The 24,015-nt window shown below is 54.6% G+C and carries 18 protein-coding genes; 9 read left to right on the top strand and 9 right to left on the bottom strand.

Annotation, left to right across the window (positions count from 1 at the left end):
* Positions 1–52 precede the first annotated feature (52 nt).
* Together B2952_RS08825 and B2952_RS08820 are read right to left on the bottom strand one after the other, a co-directional pair.
* Complete coding sequence (locus tag B2952_RS08825; RefSeq protein ID WP_290734383.1) at positions 53–3,574, bottom strand: right-handed parallel beta-helix repeat-containing protein; 3,522 nt, start codon at positions 3,572–3,574, stop codon at positions 53–55.
* Positions 3,574–5,571: a FecR family protein gene (locus B2952_RS08820; RefSeq protein ID WP_290734385.1), complete on the bottom strand. Its 1,998-nt coding sequence runs from the start codon at positions 5,569–5,571 to the stop codon at positions 3,574–3,576. Before B2952_RS08820 ends, B2952_RS08825 begins: the two co-directional genes overlap by 1 nt.
* A gap of 117 nt (positions 5,572–5,688) precedes the next feature.
* On the opposite strand from B2952_RS08820, the gene B2952_RS08815 reads away from it, so the two are divergent.
* The 3 genes from B2952_RS08815 to B2952_RS08805 are packed head-to-tail and all read left to right on the top strand — an operon-like array spanning position 5,689 to position 7,783.
* Positions 5,689–5,979, top strand: a complete 291-nt coding sequence (locus tag B2952_RS08815; protein WP_173365634.1) for a hypothetical protein — start codon at positions 5,689–5,691, stop codon at positions 5,977–5,979.
* The gene (ybeY, locus tag B2952_RS08810) at positions 5,979–6,455 is read left to right on the top strand and encodes an rRNA maturation RNase YbeY (protein WP_173365635.1); all 477 of its coding nucleotides are present in this window, start codon (positions 5,979–5,981) and stop codon (positions 6,453–6,455) included. The genes B2952_RS08815 and ybeY overlap by 1 nt, the downstream gene beginning before the upstream one ends.
* A complete protein-coding gene (locus B2952_RS08805) occupies positions 6,455–7,783 on the top strand; it encodes a hemolysin family protein (protein WP_173365636.1) in 1,329 nt (442 codons plus the stop codon). The genes ybeY and B2952_RS08805 overlap by 1 nt, the downstream gene beginning before the upstream one ends.
* Before the next feature lies 1 nt (position 7,784).
* Here the strand turns inward: B2952_RS08805 and B2952_RS08800 are convergent, their stop codons facing one another.
* Complete coding sequence (locus B2952_RS08800) at positions 7,785–9,554, bottom strand: AMP-dependent synthetase/ligase (protein WP_290734387.1); 1,770 nt, start codon at positions 9,552–9,554, stop codon at positions 7,785–7,787.
* An 82-nt stretch (positions 9,555–9,636) separates the two neighbouring features.
* Between B2952_RS08800 and B2952_RS08795 the strand changes: the two genes are divergently transcribed.
* Entirely contained in the window at positions 9,637–9,963 is a 327-nt protein-coding gene (locus tag B2952_RS08795; RefSeq protein WP_173365638.1) for a hypothetical protein, read from the top strand.
* A 56-nt stretch (positions 9,964–10,019) separates the two neighbouring features.
* On the opposite strand, the gene B2952_RS08790 is transcribed toward B2952_RS08795, so the two are convergent.
* Genes B2952_RS08790 through B2952_RS08775 form a run of 4 tightly spaced genes read right to left on the bottom strand, consistent with a single transcriptional unit; the run spans position 10,020 to position 13,384 of the window.
* Positions 10,020–10,244, bottom strand: a complete 225-nt coding sequence (locus B2952_RS08790) for a hypothetical protein (RefSeq protein ID WP_290723130.1) — start codon at positions 10,242–10,244, stop codon at positions 10,020–10,022.
* Positions 10,245–10,259: 15 nt separating this feature from the next.
* Positions 10,260–11,615, bottom strand: coding sequence for a hypothetical protein (locus B2952_RS08785; RefSeq protein WP_290734388.1), 1,356 nt, complete (start codon positions 11,613–11,615; stop codon positions 10,260–10,262).
* A gap of 23 nt (positions 11,616–11,638) precedes the next feature.
* Positions 11,639–12,193 carry a hypothetical protein gene (locus B2952_RS08780; RefSeq protein WP_290723126.1) on the bottom strand — a complete coding sequence of 185 codons (555 nt, stop codon included), beginning with the start codon at positions 12,191–12,193 and terminating at the stop codon, positions 11,639–11,641.
* A gap of 12 nt (positions 12,194–12,205) precedes the next feature.
* A complete protein-coding gene (locus tag B2952_RS08775; RefSeq protein ID WP_290734389.1) occupies positions 12,206–13,384 on the bottom strand; it encodes a hypothetical protein in 1,179 nt (392 codons plus the stop codon).
* Between the two features lie 331 nt (positions 13,385–13,715).
* On the opposite strand from B2952_RS08775, the gene B2952_RS08770 reads away from it, so the two are divergent.
* The 5 genes from B2952_RS08770 (at position 13,716) to B2952_RS08750 (ending at position 21,615) form a co-directional block, all read left to right on the top strand.
* Positions 13,716–15,779 (top strand): pectate lyase family protein, encoded by a 2,064-nt coding sequence (locus B2952_RS08770; protein ID WP_290734390.1) that lies wholly within the window; start codon positions 13,716–13,718, stop codon positions 15,777–15,779.
* A gap of 23 nt (positions 15,780–15,802) precedes the next feature.
* A complete protein-coding gene (locus tag B2952_RS08765) occupies positions 15,803–17,197 on the top strand; it encodes a tetratricopeptide repeat protein (protein ID WP_290734392.1) in 1,395 nt (464 codons plus the stop codon).
* A gap of 159 nt (positions 17,198–17,356) precedes the next feature.
* Positions 17,357–18,877 (top strand): family 16 glycosylhydrolase, encoded by a 1,521-nt coding sequence (locus tag B2952_RS08760; protein ID WP_290734394.1) that lies wholly within the window; start codon positions 17,357–17,359, stop codon positions 18,875–18,877.
* An 86-nt stretch (positions 18,878–18,963) separates the two neighbouring features.
* Positions 18,964–20,658, top strand: coding sequence for an energy-dependent translational throttle protein EttA (gene ettA, locus B2952_RS08755; protein WP_290728935.1), 1,695 nt, complete (start codon positions 18,964–18,966; stop codon positions 20,656–20,658).
* A 189-nt stretch (positions 20,659–20,847) separates the two neighbouring features.
* Positions 20,848–21,615, top strand: a complete 768-nt coding sequence (locus tag B2952_RS08750) for a hypothetical protein (RefSeq protein ID WP_290781590.1) — start codon at positions 20,848–20,850, stop codon at positions 21,613–21,615.
* A gap of 37 nt (positions 21,616–21,652) precedes the next feature.
* Here the strand turns inward: B2952_RS08750 and B2952_RS08745 are convergent, their stop codons facing one another.
* Together B2952_RS08745 and B2952_RS08740 are read right to left on the bottom strand one after the other, a co-directional pair.
* Positions 21,653–22,561, bottom strand: coding sequence for a hypothetical protein (locus B2952_RS08745; protein ID WP_290728931.1), 909 nt, complete (start codon positions 22,559–22,561; stop codon positions 21,653–21,655).
* Positions 22,562–22,763: 202 nt separating this feature from the next.
* Entirely contained in the window at positions 22,764–23,888 is a 1,125-nt protein-coding gene (locus B2952_RS08740; RefSeq protein WP_290728929.1) for a hypothetical protein, read from the bottom strand.
* Between the last annotated feature and the right edge of the window lie 127 nt (positions 23,889–24,015).

Genomic DNA, 24,015 nt, shown 5'->3' with positions numbered 1-24,015 from the left:
GTTCAAAAAAAGGCGAACCGTTCGGCCCGCCTTTTGAAATCTGAATCTAGGTTTAGAACACGTAGTGTGCGTTCACGCCCACGTAGAAGTCGTTGTATTCGTTGCTCGGATTGTCCGGACGGTAGTACAGCGCATTGCCCAGGAACCATTCCGTGTAGAACTTCTTGTTATGGTTCACGCGGAGGTTCGCGTTGCTGAGAACATCGATTTCGGTTTCGTCGAAGCTTTCGCCTTCTTCTTCCCAGTCGGTGTTCATGTAGCGGAACGAGGCGTTCACGGTCAGCACGAAGAAGCGGTTCTTGAACGGCATCTCGAATTCATCCTCGACGGTGATTTCGAATTCGCCCATGTTGTCGCGGTTGTAGCTCTTGAAGCGCGGAGTGACGGCAAAGCGGTTCTGCAGAATGTTGAGAGTCGTCGTGACGGACATGGGGTAGCTCTGTTCGAAGTAGTCGGAACCGCCGAAGAAGTAACCGAGCTTGTCCCAGGTCGTGTTCGAAAGTTCCATGCCGTCGATGAGGCTGTCGCGTTCGAATACAGAGCCGTCGGTGCGGTAGGTCCAGCGACCGTTGACCTTGAATACGGAATTGAGGGCACGGAGGGAGGCTCCGAGATTCCAGGTATGCTTGAAGAGGCGTTCCTTGAAGCGGCTCGCAATCCAGGGCTTGGTGGCGAGGCTCATGTATTCGCCCCAGCGTTCTGCATCCACGTAGGTGGTGTCGCCGTTGTCGTCAATCGCGGTGGAATCCCTGCCCTTGCGAGCATCGAACCAGTCGTCACGATAGATGCCGTCTTCGAGGATGTAGTCTCCGTGCAGCTGGAACGGACGGTACTGGTTCTTGTATTCGAAGTTGTATGCCGCGGTCACGTCGATGTCCTTGTTAATCTTGAACGTGTTGTCGAGGCCGATATTGTGGATGTACTTGGTACGGTCGTTGTCGAGCTCGTGCTTGTCGAACCACGAACCTTCGTCATCGGCGAAGAGCCCCCATTCCGAACCTTCGCCCAGGCCGAAGATGTTTGTCTTGTCTCCCTTGGCTGCATTCTCGACGTTAATCTGGTATTCGAATCCGAGATCCCAGAACGTGAGGATTTCCTGCTCGATGCGGCCACCGAATTCACGGGTGTCGGAGAGCTGGTCGGGAGAGCCTGCGCTGTAGAATTCTTCGCCCACGTATTTGATGTGGCCGTTGATGCTTGTCTTGTAGATGTTCCAGTTGAGCGATGCGCCGATGGCGAAATTCTGGCTGCCCCAGTTGAGACCCAGCACGCGTCCGTCGTCGCGGTCGTTTTCTTCTTCCGTCTGGACGAGCTTTGCCTTCTCGATAAGGGTCTTCAGCTTTTCGATCATCTGGCCCTTGCGGAGCGTCGTGTTGTCTCCGAAGATGGAAAGAAGTTCCGCTTCGGTAAGCTGGTCAATCCTGTTGGGGTTCCTCATCAGCTTGCGCAGGAGGTTGTAGGAGGCCGAACTGATTCCTTCTTCGGCGAAAACCTTGTTGATGGCGCGCTGGCGGATGACGTCGGCAGTGTCGGCGCGGCCGACGGCAATCTGGCCGTTGAGCTCGATGTCGCCCGGGAAGAACAGCCAGTTCCCGTCGGCATAGAGCGTGAGGGATTTCTGGATCGGGTCGCTCGTGGTCCAGTTGCCGCTAGCACCGTCGCGCAGGAGCGGGTCTTCGAGTTCGTCGGTCGCGTAGACGAGGCCGAACTTCGCATCGAAGCGGCGCACCGGGGCCCACTTGATGAAACCGCCAGAAGCGAGACGCTGGGCCTGGAGTTCACCGTCGTCGATGTAGTCGTTGTAGATGTAGGGATGGCGAGCGCCTTCCACGAGGCTCCTCTTGGCTTCTCCGAAGAATCCGTTCAGCTGGAAGAGCGGCTGGTTCGCGTTGTTCTTCAGGAGCGATACCGTGTAGTCGGCACCGAACACCGGTAGGTTCGCCATGTAGGTTTCCCCGCCGACGAGCTGGAAGTCGCCGAGGGCTACGTTATTGTAGCTGTCCGCATAGCGCAGGCTGACAGGATTGGGAGAGAAATGGTTCCAGGAATCCACCGTAAGGTCGGTGTTGAACTCGATAGTCTTGCCGTCGGGAGACTGCATGTAGAGGTAAGCGCTGGCCCTGCCTGCAAGTCCGGGAACCTGGAAGATGTTCTTGTAGTCCTTGCCCGGAGCGATCGTGTCCCCGTTGGAAATGTAATCTTTGCCGGTTTCGTTCTTGCTTGTGGTGACGAGGTGGAACGTTCCGCCGAGCATGGCGTTTCCGATGACTGTCCAGCGCTTGGCGGTAGTGTCGGCTGCTGCGGCCCTCTCGCTTACGATGTCGGCAATCTTGTCGGTTTCGCGGACAGGACGCTGCTCGACGCCCGGAATTTCGGGGTTGGGCGGGAGCGCCGAGGAGGCTGCCACGGCCTCGTTGTTCATGTCGAGTTCATTGCCCTTGACGTTCTCGATGATTTCGGGAGCGAGAACTTCTGCCGAAGCAACGCCCAGCCTGTTTTTTTCGATCTTGGTGTTGCTCAGCGAGACGATGCTGTTGTCCATGCTCAGAAGGCCGAGCTCGTTGTCCGAAATTTCGGTCGAGGAGATGGATACGCTTGCGAGTTTCGAATTCAGGATGCCGATTTCGTTCTTGGTGAACGTGCTGCGTTCGATGGAACCGTCGGCATAGTTGGATATGTGGACCGCCACGCGGTTTCCCTTGAATTCGCAGTCGCTGACCTTGATTTCGGAATTGCGCGCAAAGACGCCGCGAACGGAGGTGTTCTCGACGCTCGAATTCTGGAAGTCCATCGAGCCGTTTTCGACGGCGATGGCTGCTTCGGCATCGCTGATCTGCAGGTGGCGGATTTCGGCGCGCTCGTCACCCGTAATGGATATGCCTTTCCAGTCCCCGCTTTTCGGACGGTCGAAGGCGGAACGCATAATGACGGGCGAGGTCTTGGATCCGGCGATGACCAGCTGGCCCTTGTTGACGACGAGGCCGGTCCCGGGCTTGAAGTAGAGGACGACGCCCGGCTCGATAATGAGGCTCGTATTGGGGGCGACGGTCAGGTTTTCGGTGACGAGGTAGGGCGACTTGTCCAGTTTCAAGAAGCCATGGACGTTGCCTGAGATTTCTGTTCCCGAAAGCAGTGACGGCGGGGGTGTTGTCGTGTCGGCGACAAATCCTGCGGCTGCGGAATCGGCATTGACAGTTGCCGAAGAATCGGCTTTGGCCACGGCGGGTTCTGCTGCGGGCGCTGCAGCTTGCTCCTCGGGAGCTGCCATTGTGCTGTCACTTGCAGTGGAGTCGGTTACAGCCTGCGGGGAATCGGCAGGTGTTGCCGCGGCTGTGGAGCTTTCTGCAGGCGCAGGGCTTGCTTCGGGTGCGGTTGTAGCTTCGGGAGCAGGGGTGGCTGCGGGTGTTGCCGCTGCCTGCGAGGAGTCGGCGGACGCCGCTGCAGGAGCTTCCTTGACTGCCGGGGCTGGTTCTCCTGCTACGGGGGCCGGCGCTGCCGGTTGGGTAGCCTGGGCAAAAGCCAGGGTGGAACCGAGTGCAATGGTCGAAATAAGGGTCTTGTAGGAATACTTCATTAGCGGACCTCGTAAGTCTTGGATTTAACGACCTTCATGCCATTCTTCATGTCTATGGTGACGGTCACTTTTGTCGTTTCTCCGCGGGTCAGGTTGACTTGAACGTCGTAGTCAAGGTCGGTAATCTGGCCATTGCTAATGTTTAATAGCGACTTGTTCCCCTGCGTTACCTGGAGGCGCCTGATGTGGGCCGGGTTAAGCGAGTGGACATTGGTGATTCTGAAATGCATGTTCCTGACGAAGGTGCTTGACATTCCTCGCGGCGGAGGCGGAACGCGGAGGCGCTCGAAATCGCCGCCGGTGAATTCCACAGACGTGTTGCTTTGGGGATGGCAGCTGAGTTTCTTTTGCAGGGTGCTTCTGTTGTCGGCCTGGTCCTTGGCCGTGAAGGTGTAGGTGTGGATGCCGCTCTTGAGCTTGATCTTTATGGGGTCGTCCTGCATGAAGGTGGTTTCCTTGATGAGGTCTCCGTCAATTTCGCTTTCGACAAGGACGATGTCGCTCTTTGCACCGGAAACCATGAAGGTCGCCTTGCAGCGGAGTGAGTCGCTCGACGTGAACGATACGATCGGGCGTCCCTGGTTCACCTGCTTGCAGGTCTTGTCGATGTCGAGTTCGATGTGGGCGCTGCGATTTCCGCTCTTGCCCTTGTATTCGACGGTCGCCTTCTTCACGTTCCAGTTCCCGACGATGTCGTTGATGGTAACGGTGTGAGAGAATTCGCCGTTCGCGCTTAGCGGGACAAGGTTCCGGGATGTGTAGTTCCCGAGCTTCACATAGAGGGAGGCTTCGGGGTCGCTCGGGTCAAACGTACCCTCGATGGTCACGGAACCGGGGTCGCAAACCTTTACCGGGGAGGCCGTCTTTATCGAGAAAGACTTGGTGCTGGAGGTGTCTTGAACCGAGGTGTCTGCCACGGCAGTGTCCGCAACGACGGTGTCCGGGGAAACGGGAGCCTTGTAGTAGGTATGCAGTTCGCCGCAGTTGAAGGTGAGTGGCTTCGAGCATGTTTCGGGTTTCTTCTGCTTGCCTTTCTTGGAATTCTTGTCGGTGCTGTTCTTGTCGCAAGGGGTGACTGCTACAATGGAGCATGTAGCCGGGAATTTCTTATCGCCGTCCGCACTCGGGGCCCATTCGGCCGGAATGTCGAACGCGTTGCCGGTACCTTTCTGGGAGGCGCCTGCGATCTGCAGGGTCGTACCGGAGGGGCAGGATCCCTTGATGGAAACCTTGTTGACCGTTACGGTGTCTTCTAGGCTTTCGAACGTGCAGGCGCTCTCCGTGCTGATTTTGGAGAGTAGCTGTAGCAGGTTCGCGTCCGCATCTTTCAGAGATTTCGTGATTTCTTCGATGGACAGGCTGTCGTTGTCGAGGATTCTTTCGAGCTCATTGACGAAACTCGGGTCGCCGGAAGTCTGCGTTTCCACGACGTTGCAGTTGTCATTGTTCTTGGTGAAGAAGAGCGTCTGCCCCGCGCTCACGTCACATTCCCTGCCGCTCTTGTTGTGTGTGGTGCGTATTTTACCTTCGCTGGCCGAGACGAACGCCTTTCCGCCGGGGGTTATACCGATGAAGGCGACCGTTCCGCGGATGGCTGCCGTTGCCACACCGGTCTTGAACTTGAGGTATCCACCGTTTTTCTGTTTCTGGGCTTCGAACTTGATTTTACCCGTCTTCACGTCGGTGAAGGCCATCTGGACGCCGTTCTCGGAATCCAGGGTGTCCAGTTGGACCAGGGATTGTTCTTGCACGGTGATGGAGGTTCCGTCGGGGAGGCGCACCGTCACATAGGATTCGGCGCCGGTACTGATCTGGTCCCTTTCGCGGATGCGCGCGCCTACTTGGATGTTTTCTTCCCATTTCCCGGTCTTGGCGCTCTGGACCTTGACGTCACCGACGCGGTCGGTCACTCTGCCTGTGGTGCTCTTTGCCATGGCCATGGTGCCGAGTGCCACCAGAAGGATAACGGATGTTTTTAAATTTTGCGAAAAAGACATGTAGCCTCACTTGCAAGATGAATACCATAAACAAATATATGTATTATTTTGCCCGAGGTGGAAGAAAAATGTATCTTTGGTGTGAGTGTTTTGTGATTTTTTTTAGCGAGGTCCAAAATGAGCATGGAAGTTGAAGAACCGACCGTCGAAATGGTCGATGCCGAAACTGGCGAACAAGTGATCAAGGAACTGGACAAGGCCGTCCTCACCAAGGGCGCCTGGCAGACGATGATGTTCCTTTGTCAGGAAAAAAACGCGAAAACGGGCGAATTCGGGGAACCGAAGGTGTACCTCCGCCGCTACCAGAAGGCTGGTGGTGCTTTCAAGGCCCGCAGCAAGTTCAATATCAGTGGCAAGGCCCAGGCCGAAGCCATTATTGAAAATCTCAAGAAGTGGTATAACATTTAATGGCAGACCCTGCTAGTAGTAAAAAGAAATTTTACAGTATAGAGTTCCTTTGCGAAGGCGATATCGAAAGCTTTCCGTATAAGGACAAGTTCGAAAAAATGGCGCGCAAGCTCCTTGCCGAAGAAGGCAAGGAAAGGAGCGTCAATATCGTACTTTGTACGGACGAGTTTGTCCGTAACATGAACCGAGATTACCGTGGGCTCGACAAGGTGACCGATGTCCTTTCGTTCGAGTGGCACGATGACGGATTCCCGGGTGCCGAAGAAATGCTCGGTGAAATCTACATCGCGCGTGACCAGGTGAAACGTCAGGCTCCCGAATATGGCAATACGTTCTATGCCGAAATGAAGCGCGTGATTGTCCACGGGCTTCTGCACCTTTCGGGTTACGACCACATCAAGGCTGCCGATAGAAAGGTGATGCGCAAGCGAGAATGCGAATTCCTGGGGCTCGACCCCTACAAGGAAGGTGCATAATGGAAACGTCCGAAATCCTCGCTATCGTATTCCTCTGCATCTTTATCCTGACTTCGGCGACGTTCTCCGCGACCAAGTGCGCGTTCAGCCTCATCTTCGCAAAGCGCGATCCGCATGACCGCAGCGAGCGCGAAGAAAAAATAGCGAAGCTCGTCCGCTGGCACGGATTCAACGAATGCGTCTCCATCGGGCGTATCTTCGGCAACGTGAGCGCGGGCGTTCTCGGGTTCTTTGTACTCGCCAATTCGCAGTGGGATTTCGTGCGCACCTATCCCTACTTGAGTGTCGCTGCGTATCTGGTATTTGCGAGTGCGGTTCTCTATACGCTTACGGTGTTCATCCCGTACCTGCTCGCCAGTCTCAAGCCCGATACGTTGTCTGTCGTCCTCGTGCCGCTGTTCAGGCTCATTCGCCTCCCGTTTGTGCCGGTGGCCAAGTTCTGCCATGTGGTGTTTGTCAAGATGCTGAACCTTCTCGGCTACGATTCCAAGCTGAACTTCTTGCCCGAAGAGATGCGCGATGCCGTGCAGGCCGACCTTTCCGATGTCAAGTCCGGCGATGCCGAGGGCCTGGAAAAAGAGGAACAGCAGATGATCCTCAATATTTTCGACTTCGTGGAAACTCCCGTGCGCGAAATCATGACCCCGCGTGTGGAAATGTGCGCCATCGACGTGGATACGCCGCTCGAGGATTTAGTGAAGGTGCTGAACAACGAACGCCATTCGCGCTTGCCGGTCTACAAGGATACGATGGACAACATCGTGGGAATCCTCTCGAACCGGGACTTCCTGGAATGGTATACCGAACATGGCGATGAACCTTTCGACATCATGAAGATAGTGATGCCGCCGGTATTCGTGCCCTACCACAAGAAGATTGACGATCTTTTGACCGAACTGCGCAAGACGGGCAACCAGCTTGCCATCGTGATCGACGAATACGGCGGAACCGCGGGCCTCGTGACGCTTGAGGATATCCTCGAAGAAATCGTCGGCGAAATCAAGGACGAGGACGATGCCGACGAGGAAGACGACGTGCAGAAACTGAAGGACGGCCGCTACATCCTCGACCCGCTCATGACGCTTTCGGATTTGGAAGAGGAACTGGGCGTCGAACTTGAGGCTCCCGAGAATTCCCATGTGGAAACCCTCTCCGGACTCATCCAGGCGACTCTCGGCGTGATTCCCTCCCCGGGTGCCGAAATCAAGGTCAAGGGCTACACCTTCCGCGTCCTCAAGATGGACGGCACTCGCATGGAAAAGGTCATGATGATTTTGCCGCCGGGCGAAACGACACCGACGGGAAGCTTCAAGGCTATCGCCAAGTAGTTTATTTGTACATCGCTTCGATCTTGTCGGCGTACATGGCTTCCGCGACCTTGCGCCGGATTTTCAGCGTAGGCGTGAGAAGTCCCGATTCGGTGGTGAGTTCGTCGCCGACGAGCGTCCACTTGCGGATTTGTTCCCAGTGGTTCAGCTTCTTGTTGACGCGCGTGATGTGGCGGTTGATTGCCTCGCGCACGCGCCCGGACTGAAGCGCCTTCTCGATGCTGAATTCTTCTTTCTGGAACTTGAGGAGCCTGCGTGCGCCTTCGGGGTTCAGCCAGATGACCGCGGAGGTGAACTTCCGGTCGTTCGCGATGACGAGCGCCTGCTCGATGACGGGGTGGCGGCAGATCTCGAGTTCGATGGGGCTCGGGCACACGTACTTGCCGGTACTCGTCTTGAGGAGTTCCTTGATACGCCCGGTAAAGTTCAAGAAGTCGTCGGCGTCGAAGAATCCCTGGTCGCCCGTCTTGAAGAAACCGTCTTCGGTAAAGGCCCTGCTGTTGGCCTCGGGATCGTTGTGGTAGCCGCGGAACACGCTTTCTCCCTTCACGAGGATTTCGCTGTTGTCGCCGATCTTTACCTGGAGGTGGGCGAGCGGCTTGCCTATGGTCCCGGGCTTCGAGGAATTGGGGCTGTTCGCGGTGACGACCGGACTGCATTCCGTCATGCCGTAACCTTCGAAAACGGGAAGCCCGATGTTCAGGAGGAACCGGAGGATAGACTTGTTCAAGGCGCAGCTGCCGCTCACGATGAGCTTGAACCTTCCGCCGAGAGCTTCCCGCATCTTGCGGTAGACGAGGCGGTCGTAGATGCGCTGCATGGGCGAACGCCTCTTTCCGGGCTCGCTTATCTTTGCAAGCTTGATGGCGTTCTGGATGAGCAGCCGCTTGGGGCCTCTCGCCTTGTCGCCGATGATGGTTATGCTTTCGTAGAGGCGCTCGAGGATGCGCGGGACGACGATCATCACGGTGGGGCGGACCTCGGTCAGCATGGTCGCCACGTTTTTCGGGGTGTCGCCGAAGTAGATGCGCACTCCGTTCAGCGTGTAGAAGTAGACCGCCATGCGCTCGAACACATGCGCGACCGGCAATATCGTGAGGCAGCAGTCCTCTTTCCGGTTCATGTGGTAGAGCTCGAGGAGGTTCTGGATTTGCACTAGCATGTTCCTGTGCGTGAGCTCCACGCCCTTCGGGGCTCCCATGGAACCGCTCGTGTAGATGATGCTGAAAAGGTCGTCGGGGCGTATCGATTGGATCTGGTCGTCTACCCAGCTGAAATACCGGTTCGTTTCTGCGAGCTCCTTGCCCTCGTCGATGAGGGTGTTCCAGTAGATGGCGTTTTCGGGGAGCTCGGAATTGGAATCGATGCAGATGACCAGCTTGAACTGTGGAAGGAATTCCTTGAGCGGAGTTTCCAGCTCGGAGACGGAATTCACGAACAGAATCTGGACGTTGGAATCCTCGCACTGGAACTTGAAATTTTCTGAAGAGATGTTCGGGAACAGGGGGGCCACCTGCGCATGGTTGATTTGCGTCGCGATATCCGCGATGAACCATTCGGGGGAACTCGGCGCGATGATGCCGACACTTTCGCGGGGCTTGAGTCCGCGGCTGTTCAGGGCGATGGATAGGTAGATGGAACTGTCGCGAAGGAATTCGCGCGAGTAGTGCAGCCACTGGCCTTCGACCCGCTTGTACCACCCGCCAAAGTCATTGCGGGAGCAGTTGGCAAAGAACATAGACACAAGCGAGGTAAACTGTAACGGTTCCATGCCCTTAAAATACTATTCTTATTACGAAATTTCATGTTTTTTTTGAAATATTTTGATTATTTTGCACAAAAAAGGATTCGCCATGCTCAAGAAACTCTCCGACTACGAAAAATCGCTCCAGGACCTTGTCGCAGAAGGGGCTCCGCTGACGGAAGCGCAGCTGCTGTCGGTACGTACGCATATCGGATTCTTCCAGCACGAGAGGCTTGCGCACGAAATTGTCCTGGTGCTGTTTGCCCTGTTGACGGTCGGCGGTTTCTTTTTCTTCGTCTCTAACCCCGCACTTGCCGTGTTTTGCCTCGACGTGATGTTCCTTGTGCTTCTCGTGCCCTACATAAGGCATTACTTCGGACTCGAAAACGGGGTGCAGAGGCTTTACGACCTGTACGCCCAGCTTGAAAAACTATAAAAAACGCGCCCTTTCGGGCGCGTGGCAAACTGTGCTTGCCGTAGGGTTATAATAAATTAATCCTTCTCGCAGCCGAGATCATCGCACTTGTACGTGGTTCCGTCGTCACACTTGATGGTGGTGTACGAGGCGGTGACCGTAATGGCGGTGGGGTTGGGACAGATGTCGTTCGCAATTTTACCCATGCGCGGGGAGGTTATCGTGCTGTCGTCTGCGGCGGAGCATGCAGAAAGGACGACTGCTGCTAAGGACGCAAGAAGAATGGCAAATGTTTTTTTCATGATGATGCCTCCCTGTTAGAAGTAGATGAACCCGCCGAAGTTGGCAATGAAGTTGAAGTTTTCATCCGCGAACCCGCCGAACGGATTCGAGTAGAACGTATTGGCGATGGAGGCTTCCACGGCGAAGTTGCTGTATTGGAAGCGGGCTCCGATATCCACGTTCGTCGTTCCCGTGCGCATGCTGATGTTTGTCGTGTTGTTCTTCACGATGTCGAGTTCGTCGTTGTAGTCGGTGATGAACTCTTCGTCTTCCATGGCGAATACGGTCCAGTTGAAGTTCGCGCCTGCAAATACCTTCCAGCAGTTGCCGAGCCTAAGTTCGGCAAAGATGTTGGGTACGGCGTAGATTCCCATGGTGAAGTAGGAATCCTTGTTCTTGTTCGTTTCGTCTTCGAATTCATCGTAGAAGACGAAGGGTGCGCGGGCGTAGATGCCGAGAAGCACCCTGGCGAACTTGTTCTGGAGGATGCTTGCGCCGATGTTGATGGACGGCTGGATGTAGATGTTCGCGTCTTCCCCGGTCGTTTCGGTGGTGGACGTGGAGTTGCCGTTCTTTGCTTCCCTTTCGTAGGCGCTTTCGTGGCGGGTGAAGTTCACGCCCGCGTTCCAGAAGATGCCCTTGGCGGAGGGGTCGTTGCTCACGAACACGTTTCCGCCGATATCCCAGTAGTCGCGGTCGATGTCGGTAGATCTCTTGGTGTCGGCGTCCTTGTATTCTTCGCTAGTGGACGTTTCGTTCTGGTAGGTGAGCCAGAAGACGGATGCGTTCAGGTCGATGGCGCCGAGGAGCATGGCGAAGCGGAGGCGGAGGATGTCACCCGCGTTGACCGTGTAGGTGTCCTCGGTTTCCATTTCGTAGGCGTCCTTGCTCTTGGTAAAGGTAATCTGCTTGCTCAGGGCGTAGCTCAAGGAGATACCCATCATGCCGTTGGCGATACCCGCGGTGGCAAGGCCCAGCCCCTGTTCCATATCGAACGAGAGGAACTTGGTGTTGCCGTTGCCAAAGGCGACTGCGCTGAAGTTGCTCGTGGGTTCCATATAGACAAGCTTGGCGCCGGCCATCTTGTAGGGCTTGTTCAGGTTGTCACGGATTGTTGCGTCTGCGGCCTGGTTGCCGACCCTGTTGTAGGCGATGCCGTGGATACGGTTTGCCTTCGGAGTTTCCGTGGTGGAATCGGTCGCCTGTGCGGTGGTAGGCGTAGTGGCTGCCGGAGCCGGGGCGGCGGGTGCGGGAGCGGGGGCTGGTGCGGGCGCCGGAGCTTCCACGGCAGGTTCTGTCTGCGGGGCTGCGCTTGTGTCTTCGCTGGAATCCTGAGCCATGGCGGTTGCGAAGGCGACTGCCGCAGTCAAGGTAATCAGTTTGATATTCATTGCTTGTCCTTTGTTATTGTTTCTTAAACTTTTTCGCTGCTAGAAGAGTTTCCCACGTCGTCCGACGAACTGGAGGTCTCCTCGTTTGATGTCGAGGATGACGGCTCCGCCGAACTGCTGGAACCCGGATCCTCTTCGCTTGATGAGCTTTCTTCTCCGGCTTCGCTGGAACTCGATTCTTCATCGGCGCTGGAAGAACTTTCCTCGTTATCTTCGCTAGAACTCGATTCCTCTTCGGCGCTGGAAGAGCTTTCTTCGTCGTCTTCGCTGGAGCTCGATTCTTCTTCGGCGCTGGAGGAACTTTCCTCGTCGTCTTCGCTGGAACTCGATGCTACGGAAGAACTCGACCTTGCGGAGCTGCTGGAAATTTCGTCGTCTTCACTGGACGAGGACTTTGCGCTGGAAGAACTCTCGATGGCCTTGCTGCTGCTGGAGGCCTTCTTCGAGCTGCTGGAATAGACGTATGCGCTGTCATGCGGGGTGGAACTGTTGTGCGGCCCTGTGATGGCGGAGTCCGAGGTGCACGCGACAATAAGGGCTAGAATCAAGAGCAGAGAAAGGAATAGCGTCTTTTTCATGTTTTCTCCCGATTAAAATTCGACAATCCCGGTAAAGTTGTACTGGACGTTGTTGCCGCTGAAGCCCCTGAAGGGGTTGCTGAATAAATTGGAGGCGACTCCCGCTTCAAGAGTCAGCTTCTTGTACTTGAAAAGGAGTCCCGTGCTCACGTCGACTGCACCGGTATTGGTGGAGAATCGCGTAAATTTGTTCTTCGTTTCGTTTTCGTCTTTCCAGTATTCGATGTAGTCTTCGTGGTTGCCGGAGGTGGTCCAGGTGTAGCTTGCCGCACCCCAGAACATCCAGTTCTCGTTGAATGCGTATTCGGCGAGTATGTTGGGAGTGAGAATGAGCGATCCGGTTACGTAGAAGTCCTTGCGATGGCTGTCCTTGTCTTCGACCTGGTCGTAGAGGGTGGCGTAGAGGCGGGCGTTGTTGCCGACATGGAGACGCGCGTTCTTCGATTTCAGGACGATGCTGCTGAAGTTGTAGAAGAGGTTCGCATAGATGTAGCTGTCCTGTGCATTGGTCTGGTTGTGGTAGTTGTCGTCGGGGTCGATTGTGCTTTTGTAGGTCGTCTCCCTTGTCCTGTTGTTGCGGGTTGCGCCTATGCCGGAGCTCCAGAAAAAGTTTTTGGCGGAAGGCCGGTTTGTGAGGCTCAGCGAGCCGGAAATTTCGTAGTTGTTTCTGTGGTAATCCAGGTTGTTCTTGCCTTCGCTGTCGGCGTACTCATTTATGGCAACGGAATCGACGCCTTGCGTGAATCTCAAGAACGCCAAGAAGTCGATTGATTGCAGGGGCATGGAGAAACGGAGGGAGAGCGCGTTCTTGCTGACGATTTCTGTGGTTTCGTCCTTGTGGTAGGCGTCCTTTTCGCTGGAAAGGTCCACTTTTTCGTCGATGATGAGCCCAAAGCCCAGGCCGAAGGTCTTTGTAGCGATGCCGAACATGGCCTCTCTGCCCTGGAGGGCGATATAGGAGGTGTGGCTGCCGGAGGCGTAGCTTGCAATGCCGCCGGTGTTCACGTTGAGGTTGATGGAGGCGAGGTTGTGCCCGAACATGAGGTGCGGGGTGTAGAGGTTTCTTAGTGTGGAAGGGGCTTCACTCGGCGCATTTACGGAATAGTAGTAGGCGCTTCCGTGAAGAATATCGAAATTGGCTGTGTCCGGTGCGTTTTCTGCAAATGTTGTTGCAAAAAGTAGGGACAACATTGTCAAAAGTAATCTAGACTTCATCTTTTTTCCAAATTGATTTTCTACAAGAATAAAAAAATAGGCGCAAAAAAGGGGGCGACTTCCGGAATAAGCGTTGTTTTTTGTTGGCTTTTGTATCATGACTTTCCGTGTTTTTTGTAATATTCTACGCAAAATCTGCGTTGAAAATGGTGTTTTTATAAAAATTTGAGAACGTAATTTTGTAAAATTACCTAAAAATAGAGAAAATAATTGCAAGTTGAGTTGAAATTGAATTATATTTTTGAGAAACAATTTGAGAACAAATAGCGGAATGTCTTCGCGGTGTTCCCGAAAAAGGGATGGATGTATGAAATGTTTGGTTATAGCTATTTCTTGCCTCGGTTTGGTGGCCGTGGCGGGTGCCCAGGTGACCCTCGGCGATGCCGGTGGCTGGCTCGAATCTGCCTACGCCCAGTGGGCCTCGGACGGCTCCGACAGTTACAACGTGTATTACTCGGGTAATGGTAAGAGCAATGTTAAGGTCGATGCGGAACTTGTCCGCAAGTACGGTTCTACCTGGCGCGTAGACGTTCCGGGCCTCAAGGCGGGCGACTACACGCTCAAGGTTGTGGGCGTGAAGGGTGGCAAGGAAGGCGCTTCTGCCACTACAAAGACGCTTTCGGTAAAGGCGCACGACCGCAGCGGTTTTGCTTTTGCTAACGGGCGCGTTCCCGGTGCGTACAAGGCCGACGGCACGCTCAAGGATGGCGCCGTGGTGCTCTACATTACCGAAAGCACCAAGAATACCGTGACGATGGACGTGGCTACAAGTTCAAAGGGTACAAAGACAACTTGCAAGAGCTTCCAGGGCATATTGAACTGCTACAAGAAGGGCTACGAGACGACTCCGCTCGACCTGCGCCTTGTCGGCAACGTGACGGATTCCGACTCGCTCGTGCAGGGCGACATGGTGATTGACCTCGGCAAGTCTGAAACCTCCTATGTGACGGTGGAAGGTGTCGGGCCCGATGCTACGGTGAACGGCTGGGGAATTCGCGTCAAGAACGCGCAGAACGTGGAAATCCGTAATCTCGGAATCATGAACGTGAACAGCGATGAAGGCGACAACGTTGGCCTGCAGCAGAACAACCAGTACGTGTGGGTGCACAACTGCGACTTCTTCTACGGCGATACGGGCAGCGACAAGGACCAGGTGAAGGGCGATGGCGCGCTTGACTGCAAACTTTCCACGTACATTACGTTCAGCTATAACCATTTCTGGGACAACGGCAAGTCGAACCTGCTCGGGCTTAAGGAAGGTACGAACGATGGCTACTACATCACGTATCACCACAACTGGTACGACCATTCCGACAGCCGCCACCCGCGCGTGCGCTACTACAGCGCGCATGTGTACAACAACTACTACGACGGCAATGCCAAATACGGTGCGGGCTCTACGCTGGGTTCCTCGGTGTTCATGGAAAACAACTACTTCCGCAACTGCAAGTACCCGATGCTCACTTCGATGCAGGGGACTGACGTGTATGCGAGCGGCACCAAGCGCGACCCGACGAACAACGGCACGTTCAGTAAGGAAGCGGGCGGTACCATCAAGGCTTACGGCAACCATTTTGAAGGCTCCTACACGTTCATTCCGTATGGCGCGACCTCGTACAAGGTAAAGGGTGTGGAAACGACGGCGGCAAGCCAGGGAATCAATACCTCTGAAGATTTCGATGCGTATGTCGTGGATAGCCGCAGCGCGAAGGTGCCTTCTACGGTCAAGTCGTACGATGGTGGAAATACCTACAACAACTTCGATACCGACAACTCCGTGATGTACAGCTACAAGGCGGACGATGCCGTAACGGCTAGGGACAACGTTGTCCGGTATGCGGGCCGCGTGCAGGGCGGCGATTTCAAGTGGACTTTCGACAATTCTGTTGATGATGCTTCTTCTGATGTGAACCAGCCGCTCAAGGATGCGCTCGTGGCCTACAAGGGCTGGAATGGGAATGTTGTGCCGGTTTCTTCGTCATCCTCGACTCTCGCTTCTTCGTCATCCTCGGCACCGGTCGAGGATCTGTCCAGCAGTTCCGAGAAGTCGAGTTCCTCGTCCGAGAAATCTTCTTCGTCCGAAAAAGCGGAAAGCTCGTCGAGTGCGGAATCCTCGGATGGTACGGACGCTCTCGTGGTCTCGAAATCCCTGCATGGTGAGCCCATGCGCTACATTGCCCGCGAATCCCGCCTGGAAATCTATGCGGCAGGCCAGTTCCGTGTAGACGTACTGCGGATGGACGGCACGAAGGTGCTCTCCAGCGCCTCCCGCGTGGTCGACCTTTCGGGCCTGCGTGCGGGAGTGTATGTGGTACGGCTTACGATGGCGGGCTCTGTGCGTCAAATGAAGATTTTCAAGTCTGCCCCGTAGTGGATTTTTATTAAATTTTATGCATGAATATTCGTGTATCTGCTGTCATGCTGGCGCTCGCGTTTGGCGCCGCCTTTGCCGCTGACCCCCGCATAGAACAGGGGGCAATTTTCGAGGCGAAGGGTGAATACGAAATGGCTCTCGGTGAATACAGGGCGATCCTTGCGGAACAGCCCCAGAATTCCGAGGCCTACTTCCTTGCTGCGGAAGTCTACGTCAAGACGAAGAACTATAGCCGTGCGCTTGCCAACTACCGCCTCGCGTACAAGTTTGCGCCCACGATGAGCAAGGCCTACGAGGGAGCCGCGAAAGTCTACGAACTCATGGGGCAGAAGGCGAAGGCCGACGAGGAACGCCTGAAGGACCCGAAGAACAGACCTGTGGAAGAAGCGCCTGTGCAGCAGGCGGAAGCTCCTGCAGCGCCTGCCGAACCGGTTGCGGAGGCGAAACCCGCCGAACCGAAACCTGCCCCGGTCGAGACCAAGGCTCCCGAAACGAAGGCCGCCGAGCCGATGAAAACGGCTGAGCCCGTGAAGCCGGCCGAACCTGTAAAGGCCGCCGAACCGGCAAAGGCCACTCCTGAGGCCAAACCGGTGGAACCCGCGAAGGCCGAGGCTGCGACGCCGACCGACCCGTTCGAGAAGGGCAAGGTCCTGCTCGCTGCCGGAAAATACAGCGAGGCGGCTCCGCTCTGGCGCGAGGTGCTTGCCAAGAAGCCCGGCGACAAGGGTGCCTATTTCTATGCCGGTGTCACGCGCTACTACATGGGCGAATACGACAAGGCAGAAATCAACCTGAAGAAGGGTATCGAGTACAAGGAAGAGGGCAACGACGCCAACTACTACCTTGCGCTTGTCTACCAGAAGACCAAGCGTGGCGACCTCGAAAAGAAATCCCTGGCGGCGTACCTGAAGAAGGCCGCTCCCGATGCGAAGTTCCGCCGCCCTGCCGAGGACCGACTTGCCGAGATGAAGGCTGTCGCCGATTCGCTGAAGGTTGTGGAAGCCGAGAAGAAGGATTCCATTGCGAAGGCTGGTGCCGTGGAACCCGTGGCCGCCGCACCTGCCGCGGCCCCCGCGACGGCATCCGCCCCCGAGGCTTCTACGGCGCCCGCGTCCGACGGTAATTCCATCGCGAATGCGAACTTGCTCTTCAAGGCGGGCAGTTTCGAAGCGGCTCTCCAGATGTACAAGGCTCTGCTCAATATGGAAATTTTTCCGGACGAACGCTACTTCGCCATGCTCCAGATGGGCAATATCTACCGCGAACTGCGCGACTTCAACAGCGCGGCGCAGCGCTACCGCGACGTCGTGCAGCAGTTCCCGGATTCCGACTGGGCTACCGAGGCCGAACGCGCTCTCGAAGATGCCGTGTGGCTCCAGAAGCATGCGTCCGAGCTCCCGCGCCGCATGCGATAAACGTTTGTAAAATTTTTCTAGAAAATGCCCCGAAATCGGGGCGTTTTTGCGTTTGTGCGGGGGCTCTCTATTGCGTTTTTGTACAAAAGAGTATAGATTAAGCGAGGTAATAAAAGGTGGGATGTCGGAAATAAACTTTGGATGAGGTTGGTTTAGGATATGAAAAGAAAATTCCTGGTTCTCGCGGGTGCGGTTGCAGTAACGCTTGCCTTTGCTGACCCGCCGGCGAACTTCAGCGGCTGGGAGAAGGTGTTCGAGGACAACTTCGACGGTACTTCTCTTGACAAAAAAAAGTGGAACCCCACGTACAACTGGGGCCCGACGCACAACCATCGCGCCTACTGCGCCGAAGAGAACGTGATTGTCTCCGATGGTACGCTCAAGCTGAAGGGCGAAAAGAAAGTTCACCCTAATGCCAACGGAAAAAAGGCGAAGTTCAACAACAAGGAAATCCCGGTGGACTACACCTCGGGCGCTATCGATACTAAGGGTCACTTCGAAGTCAAGTACGGCTACATCGAAGGCCGCTTCAAGGCCCCGTGGCAGAAGGGAACGTGGCCCGCGTTCTGGACCCTGCAGGACGGTTGGCCTCCGGAAATCGACATTCTCGAAATTCCTGCGTCGCGCAAGCAGCACCACTACTACCTGCACTACACCGACCCGAGCTGGTATAGCAGTCACGGCTCTGCATGGGATCACGAGGCGTCCTTCGGCGGACACAAGGACGATGACGTGGACCGTTCTGCGGGGTTTCACAACTACGGCGTGGAATGGGACGAGTCGACCCTCAGTTTTTACTTTGACGACAAGCGGTTTGCAAGTTACACGCGCCCGACAGAAATCAAGCAGCTTGCGGCTCAGTACATCATCGTGAACCTCGCCATCGGTGGCTGGGCGGGCGATGATATCGAGATTACCTCCGACAAGCCGGCGTATTTCGAGGCGGACTGGGTGCGGGTTTGGCAGGCCAAACCCGCGAAACCCGATACGGTGCGCATCATGTCAATGAATTTTGGTACCTGCATGGTCCGTACATCCGAAGACAAGCTTGCGCTGGGTGATTGCAATGGCGAGAATGCTGTTGCGACGGTTACGCCGCTATCTTCGACGACGTTCCGCATCAACTTCGGCGACATTTCTCTCGATACCCCGAACGAATCTACGGATGCGGGCATCACGATGGGTCTTTACAAGTGGAATGGGGGCGCCCACCAGAAGGTGGTGATGGAAAAGCAGTCCGGTTACGAGGGCTCCGTGGTGCGCATGAAAATGCAGCACAGCAACATGTACCTGCGCGCGACGACGGACGGCGAGCGCGTGGTGCAGAGCTGGGCCGACGACTGGGAATGGAACCAGATGTGGCGCCTGGTGGGCAAGGACGACAAGATTCCGACGAAGGAAGATACGGCGAAAACCGACACGGGTACGACTGCGCTGGGTGATTTCGCAAGCGTGTACGGAACTTCGGTCCATTACGCCGACAGCCATCTGTTTGTAGAACTCGGAAGCACGTTTATTGATGGTGCGACGGTGCGCATCCTTGACCTGCAGGGGCGCGAGGTCATGCGTAGGCAGACGGTGCGCTCGGCGGTTTTCGATGTGCAGGGCCTTGCCCCGGGAATCTACCATGTAGTTGCCCGCAATGGAAACCGCACCGATATTGTCCGGTTCAAAAAGTAAAGAACGGCGTTGCGTGAAAAAGCTATATTGAAAAAATATAGCGTATCACCTTGGACGTAGAGTCCATAAACAAACTGGAACCTTTTATGGCCGAACAGAATAAAGCAGAAAAATTCGTTTTCTACATGTACAAGATGACCAAGTCGTACCCGCCTAACAAGGAGGTGCTGAAGGATATTTCACTCAGTTTCTACTACGGCGCAAAGATTGGCATCATCGGCCAGAACGGTGCCGGTAAGTCGACGCTCCTCCGCATTATGGCGGGCATCGACAAGGAATTCCAGGGTGAAGCCTGGATTGAACCGGGCCGCACCGCAGGCTACCTGCCACAGGAACCGCAGCTGGACCCGAACTTGACCGTCAAGGAAAACGTGATGCAGGCCGTTGCCAAGAAGCAGGCCGTGCTCGACCGCTTCAACGAGATTTCCATGAAGTTCGCCGAACCCATGGAAGACGACGAGATGAACAAGCTCCTCGACGAACAGGCGAAGCTTCAGGACATCATCGACGCGCAGGATTTGTGGAGCCTCGACCGCAATATCGAAATTGCGATGGACGCTCTCCGTTGCCCGCCGGGTGACTGGCCGGTGACGAACCTCTCTGGTGGTGAAAAACGCCGCGTGGCCCTTTGCCGCTTGCTCCTCGAAGAACCGGATTTGCTGCTCCTTGACGAACCGACGAACCACCTGGATGCCGAAACGGTTGCTTGGCTCGAACGCCACCTCCGCGAATACAAGGGCTCCGTGATTCTCGTGACCCATGACCGTTACTTCCTCGACAACGTGACGAACTGGATTCTGGAAATCGACCGCGGCCGCGGCATTCCCTGGGAAGGCAATTACGCCCAGTGGCTTGATCAGAAGCTGGAACGCCTCCGTGGCGAAGAGAAGGGCGAATCCGACAGGCAGAAGCGCCTCGCCCGCGAACAGGAATGGGTCAAGCAGAGCCCGAAGGCGCGCCAGGCCAAGAGCAAGGCCCGTCTCAAGGCTTACGAGGAACTCTTGGCCGAAGATTCCCGCGAACAGATCAAGGTGGCGCAGATTCACATTGCGAACGGCAAGCGCTTGGGCGATATCGTTATCCAGGCGGAACACCTGCAGAAGGCCTTTGGCGACAAGGTGCTGTTTGATGACTTGAACTTCAACTTGCCGCGCTCCGGCATCGTGGGCATTATCGGCCCGAATGGTGCAGGTAAGACAACGTTGTTCAAGATGATTATGGGCCAGGAAAAGCCCGATGGCGGTACGCTCAAGATTGGCGAGACCGTGGAAATCATCAGCATGGAACAGGGCCGCGATAGCCTCGATGACAGCAAGACCGTGTGGGAAGAAATCACCGGCGGCAACGACGAGATTATGGTGGGTGACCGCAAGATGAACGGCCGCGCCTATTGTGGGCTCTTCAACTTCACGGGTGCTGCCCAGCAGAAAAAGCTCACGGCGCTTTCGGGCGGTGAACGCAACCGCGTGCTCATGGCGAAGAACCTGCAGAAGCCGGGCAATCTGTTGTTCCTCGACGAACCGACCAACGACTTGGATATCGAAACGCTGCAGGCTCTGGAACAGGCCATCCTCAAGTTCGCAGGCTGCGCCGTGATTATCTCGCATGACCGCTGGTTCCTGGACCGCATCGCCACCCACATCCTCGCTTACGAAGGCGATTCCAAGGTCGTGTGGTTCGAAGGCAACTGGAGCGAATACGAAGCCGACCGCAAGAAGCGCCTCGGCGAGGATGCCGACAATCCGAAGCCCATCAGGTACAAGACGCTCACGAGACAGTAATAAAAGAGGCGGCCGTTGAGCCGCCATTTTTGCTCATTTTATATAAGTGAAGATAATTAATTTTACTTTGCGTCTTTTTTTTTTACATGCAGTGCGTTGAAAAAAAGATTATATTATTTAATAGGGGACGGAAGAAAACAGAAAGAGGTTCTCATGAAGAAATCATTTATCTTTAGTTCGGCTCTTGCCATGGCGCTGGCTGCTTGTGGCGATGATTCGCCTTCATCCTCAAATCCTGCAGATTCAGAACTTGACAGTTCTAGTTCTGTAGAAGAAACGCTTTCTTCGTCATCGATTGAACAGAAAGGTTCCTCGTCAAAGGATGTGTCGTCATCATCAAAAGAAAAGGCGAAATCGTCGTCTTCTGTAGCTGAACAGAAATCTTCTTCATCAGAAAAAGCTCTGTCGTCTTCGGTAGTCGTTGAGAAGTCCTCGAGCTCGGATTCGGGCGATACGACTACTGTGAATTCTAGTTCGTCTGTGGAAGTCGTTTCTTCGTCTTCGGGGCCGCAGGAATTGGATGTCCAGGTGTCAATGAATTGCTTTGCTGATTATCCTATTGGGGAAGTGCCGCCGCTTGCCACCAAAGCGTATATGCAGCCGGATTCGAGCGGAAGATACTCGGGCACGCTGTATTATGTTGTAGATAACTGTAGAAGGCAGGGAGGCACCCTATCCAAGACGATGTCTGGGGACACCTTGGTCATGAAATTTGTTGACGTGCAGGCAAGTACCTATTGTCTCTGCTGGTCTGATTTCGCGATAAGTTATGGATCTGAGCTTGAAAATATCAAGTATATTGATTACACGGCGCCTTACGCCAAGCATAGCACTTACGAAGTTGTGTATGAGCCGGATCCGGGCAAGCCTCCCATGCCCGAATCTTCATGTTCGATGAGTGTTCATGATTTGTTGTCGAGTGCGCGGACACTAGAGTCTTCGTCGAGCTCTTACTGATTGCATTCGCTAAAACGATGGCCATCGGAAATTTTTTTTAGAACCAGAATCCGAGCGAAGCGTTGGCGGTAAGGTAGAAGTCGTTGAAATAGAGGCTGCTGAGGACCGTTGCCCCGAGAGAAACTTTCCAGTGCTCGTCAATCCACTTCGATACGCCTGCGTATTGGCTCAGTATGAATGGGTTGTCGACGCGCGTGCGTAAGGTGTTCCCGTGCATGTCGTTCTCTTGCAGCTCGTATTCCTGTTCTATTGTGGGCACGTAGAGCAGCGGTGAGTAAGAAATCGCTAGGCCGTTCACGTAGAACGACGTGAAGATGCCTGCGCCCAGACGGCCTTGACGGACATTTTCTTCTTCAAGGTGCTTCTCTTCGGTTATGTCCTTGCATCCTTCCTTAGTGGGGGCGCTGCATTCGTAATAATCGAACGAAATGTCGCCCACGTTATAGAACTCGATATCGAAATAGGCACCGACTTCGAAATTCTTCTTGTTGATTCCGCCGATGACCCGAGCGTAGAATCCCGGGTCCAGGCCGATGGAATATCCCCATGCAAGTTCGTCTTTCGCCTTGAAAAGGTGCGTGAATGCTGCCGAGACGGGAAAGCGGTTTCGCTTGTAGCTGAACTTCTTTATTTTTGTTTCGGACATGATTTTTTTGTCATCGTCGCTTCCGCTGATTAGAGGGTCGTAATCGCCTTCTTTGAGTTCCGCGTTCTTGACGTTTTTCATTTTCATTTCTTCTTCCGTCGTGTAGTCGAACGAAAGTGAAACCCCCTTGATAGACGAGCCTGCTGCAAATTCCTTGCCTGCACCGGTGAAGTTTTCGGGAACGCTTGTCTCGAAAATGCCTTGCGTTAGGTTCCCCTGCCTGTACACGGGCGTTCCGCAGCCAGCCAGGAACATGGCGGACAGTGCTGCGGCAATCCACAAAAAACGTAGCGTGAACATGGTATTCCTCCTTCCCGTAATCGCATGGACTTTGCGATCCTAACTACCTTAATGTATATAATTAAAGATGCAAATTTATCGGAATCGGGGAACTTTATCGTGCGTTCGATGCGGATTTTTCGCTATTTGATGCATTTATGAAACAACGTGTTTCATCTGGAACACGTTGAAGCAGTACGCGGCGTTGGCGCTTTGAAGACAATTATTTCAAATCGATCGGCATCCAATTCGAATCGAAAATCATTTCTTTGCAGATTATGAACGAATTGTCCAGGCTCACCTCGGACTTGCCGTATTTCCCGCCGCCCTGGTGTGCCTGGGTTGCGGTGAGGCCATGGCCCAAATAGAGTCCGGGCTTGCCGGGGTATTCCACAATGATGATGCCTTGCTTGCTGCGAGAGATGGGTATGTCAAATGCGTTTCTGTGGATGGACCACGATGCAGTGGCGTCGGATCCGAATGCCACTGCCTTGATTTTGGCGGAGGGGCTGCCAGCCTGAACGCGTTTCTTGATTTGTGTTTCCAATGCGGTGTCGCGGTTTTTCTTGGGCGTCTCAAATGGCAGCTTGTGAGTTTCTGCGTCGGAGATGCGCTTGTTGAAGAGCTCCTCGGCGGTACGCAGTACGGGTAGCGGGTTTTTAGCGAGGAGGTCGGCGGGCAATGCGGCTACGCCATTCTTGATGCGCTCGGTATAGAGAATTTCGTCGTTAGGGATTACCTGCGGATATTCCACGGTGTGTTTCTCGCGGTTGACGATTACACGGTAGAGACAGACGAGCTTGCACTCGTTGCTCTTGCATTGTTCAGACTTGTCGAGCATACCCTTGATGTAGCCCGAAATGTCTTGGAATGGCAGCGGTACGTCTAAGTTTTGGTTGAGCTTGTATATTTCCGACCAGTATTTTGTGCTTCGTCCGGGAAATTTGTTGTAAACCTCAGTTTTCACAAATTCCCATGCTTCGAGTGTCAGCTTGTCGGCAGGATCTTTAATGGACAAACCTTCTTTGCTTTTCTCGAAATCCTCATATTTGACCCCCACCTTCGCGTCGAACAGTAGGTTCCAGCTGGTTACCATACGGTCGGCATATACAAGGCGGAAGTCGACTTCTTTGTTGCGCTGGGCTTCGGCGTCTCTCTGGTATCCGTAGTAGAAAGCGCGGCATCTGTCGAGAATGGAGGTCGTGGAATCCTGCTTCTCAAAGATTTCCTTTGCCTCGGCCATCCATTTGTCCTTGATGTCGTTCTGCGCGTCTGCGCTATAACTTACGCTCGGCATAATGACCGCCAGCGCCACCAATGCTTGAATAATTTTTTTGCGAATTTTCATATTTTTCCTTTGACTCGTAAAGGGTCGCTATAGGGTTTGAAACACGAAAAATCCCCCGTCGTAAGAGGGGGGGCACACGAAGAACTTTCGATGTAAAAGAATGAAATGCTATGAAGCTGACTATACT

This window comes from Fibrobacter sp. UBA7003, from assembly GCA_002449765.1.
Taxonomy (GTDB): Bacteria; Fibrobacterota; Fibrobacteria; order Fibrobacterales; family Fibrobacteraceae; genus Fibrobacter.
Note: the sequence above shows the minus strand (reverse complement) of the source record. Positions and strands in the feature narration are given on the sequence as shown.

Coding starts and splice junctions, on each gene's coding strand:
- B2952_RS08825 (WP_290734383.1), bottom strand. CDS start 3,574: ATGAAGTATTCCTACAAGACCCTTATTTCGACCATTGCACTCGGTTCC.
- B2952_RS08820 (WP_290734385.1), bottom strand. CDS start 5,571: ATGTCTTTTTCGCAAAATTTAAAAACATCCGTTATCCTTCTGGTGGCA.
- B2952_RS08815 (WP_173365634.1), top strand. CDS start 5,689: ATGAGCATGGAAGTTGAAGAACCGACCGTCGAAATGGTCGATGCCGAA.
- ybeY (WP_173365635.1), top strand. CDS start 5,979: ATGGCAGACCCTGCTAGTAGTAAAAAGAAATTTTACAGTATAGAGTTC.
- B2952_RS08805 (WP_173365636.1), top strand. CDS start 6,455: ATGGAAACGTCCGAAATCCTCGCTATCGTATTCCTCTGCATCTTTATC.
- B2952_RS08800 (WP_290734387.1), bottom strand. CDS start 9,554: ATGGAACCGTTACAGTTTACCTCGCTTGTGTCTATGTTCTTTGCCAAC.
- B2952_RS08795 (WP_173365638.1), top strand. CDS start 9,637: ATGCTCAAGAAACTCTCCGACTACGAAAAATCGCTCCAGGACCTTGTC.
- B2952_RS08790 (WP_290723130.1), bottom strand. CDS start 10,244: ATGAAAAAAACATTTGCCATTCTTCTTGCGTCCTTAGCAGCAGTCGTC.
- B2952_RS08785 (WP_290734388.1), bottom strand. CDS start 11,615: ATGAATATCAAACTGATTACCTTGACTGCGGCAGTCGCCTTCGCAACC.
- B2952_RS08780 (WP_290723126.1), bottom strand. CDS start 12,193: ATGAAAAAGACGCTATTCCTTTCTCTGCTCTTGATTCTAGCCCTTATT.
- B2952_RS08775 (WP_290734389.1), bottom strand. CDS start 13,384: ATGTTGTCCCTACTTTTTGCAACAACATTTGCAGAAAACGCACCGGAC.
- B2952_RS08770 (WP_290734390.1), top strand. CDS start 13,716: ATGAAATGTTTGGTTATAGCTATTTCTTGCCTCGGTTTGGTGGCCGTG.
- B2952_RS08765 (WP_290734392.1), top strand. CDS start 15,803: ATGAATATTCGTGTATCTGCTGTCATGCTGGCGCTCGCGTTTGGCGCC.
- B2952_RS08760 (WP_290734394.1), top strand. CDS start 17,357: ATGAAAAGAAAATTCCTGGTTCTCGCGGGTGCGGTTGCAGTAACGCTT.
- ettA (WP_290728935.1), top strand. CDS start 18,964: ATGGCCGAACAGAATAAAGCAGAAAAATTCGTTTTCTACATGTACAAG.
- B2952_RS08750 (WP_290781590.1), top strand. CDS start 20,848: ATGGCGCTGGCTGCTTGTGGCGATGATTCGCCTTCATCCTCAAATCCT.
- B2952_RS08745 (WP_290728931.1), bottom strand. CDS start 22,561: ATGTTCACGCTACGTTTTTTGTGGATTGCCGCAGCACTGTCCGCCATG.
- B2952_RS08740 (WP_290728929.1), bottom strand. CDS start 23,888: ATGAAAATTCGCAAAAAAATTATTCAAGCATTGGTGGCGCTGGCGGTC.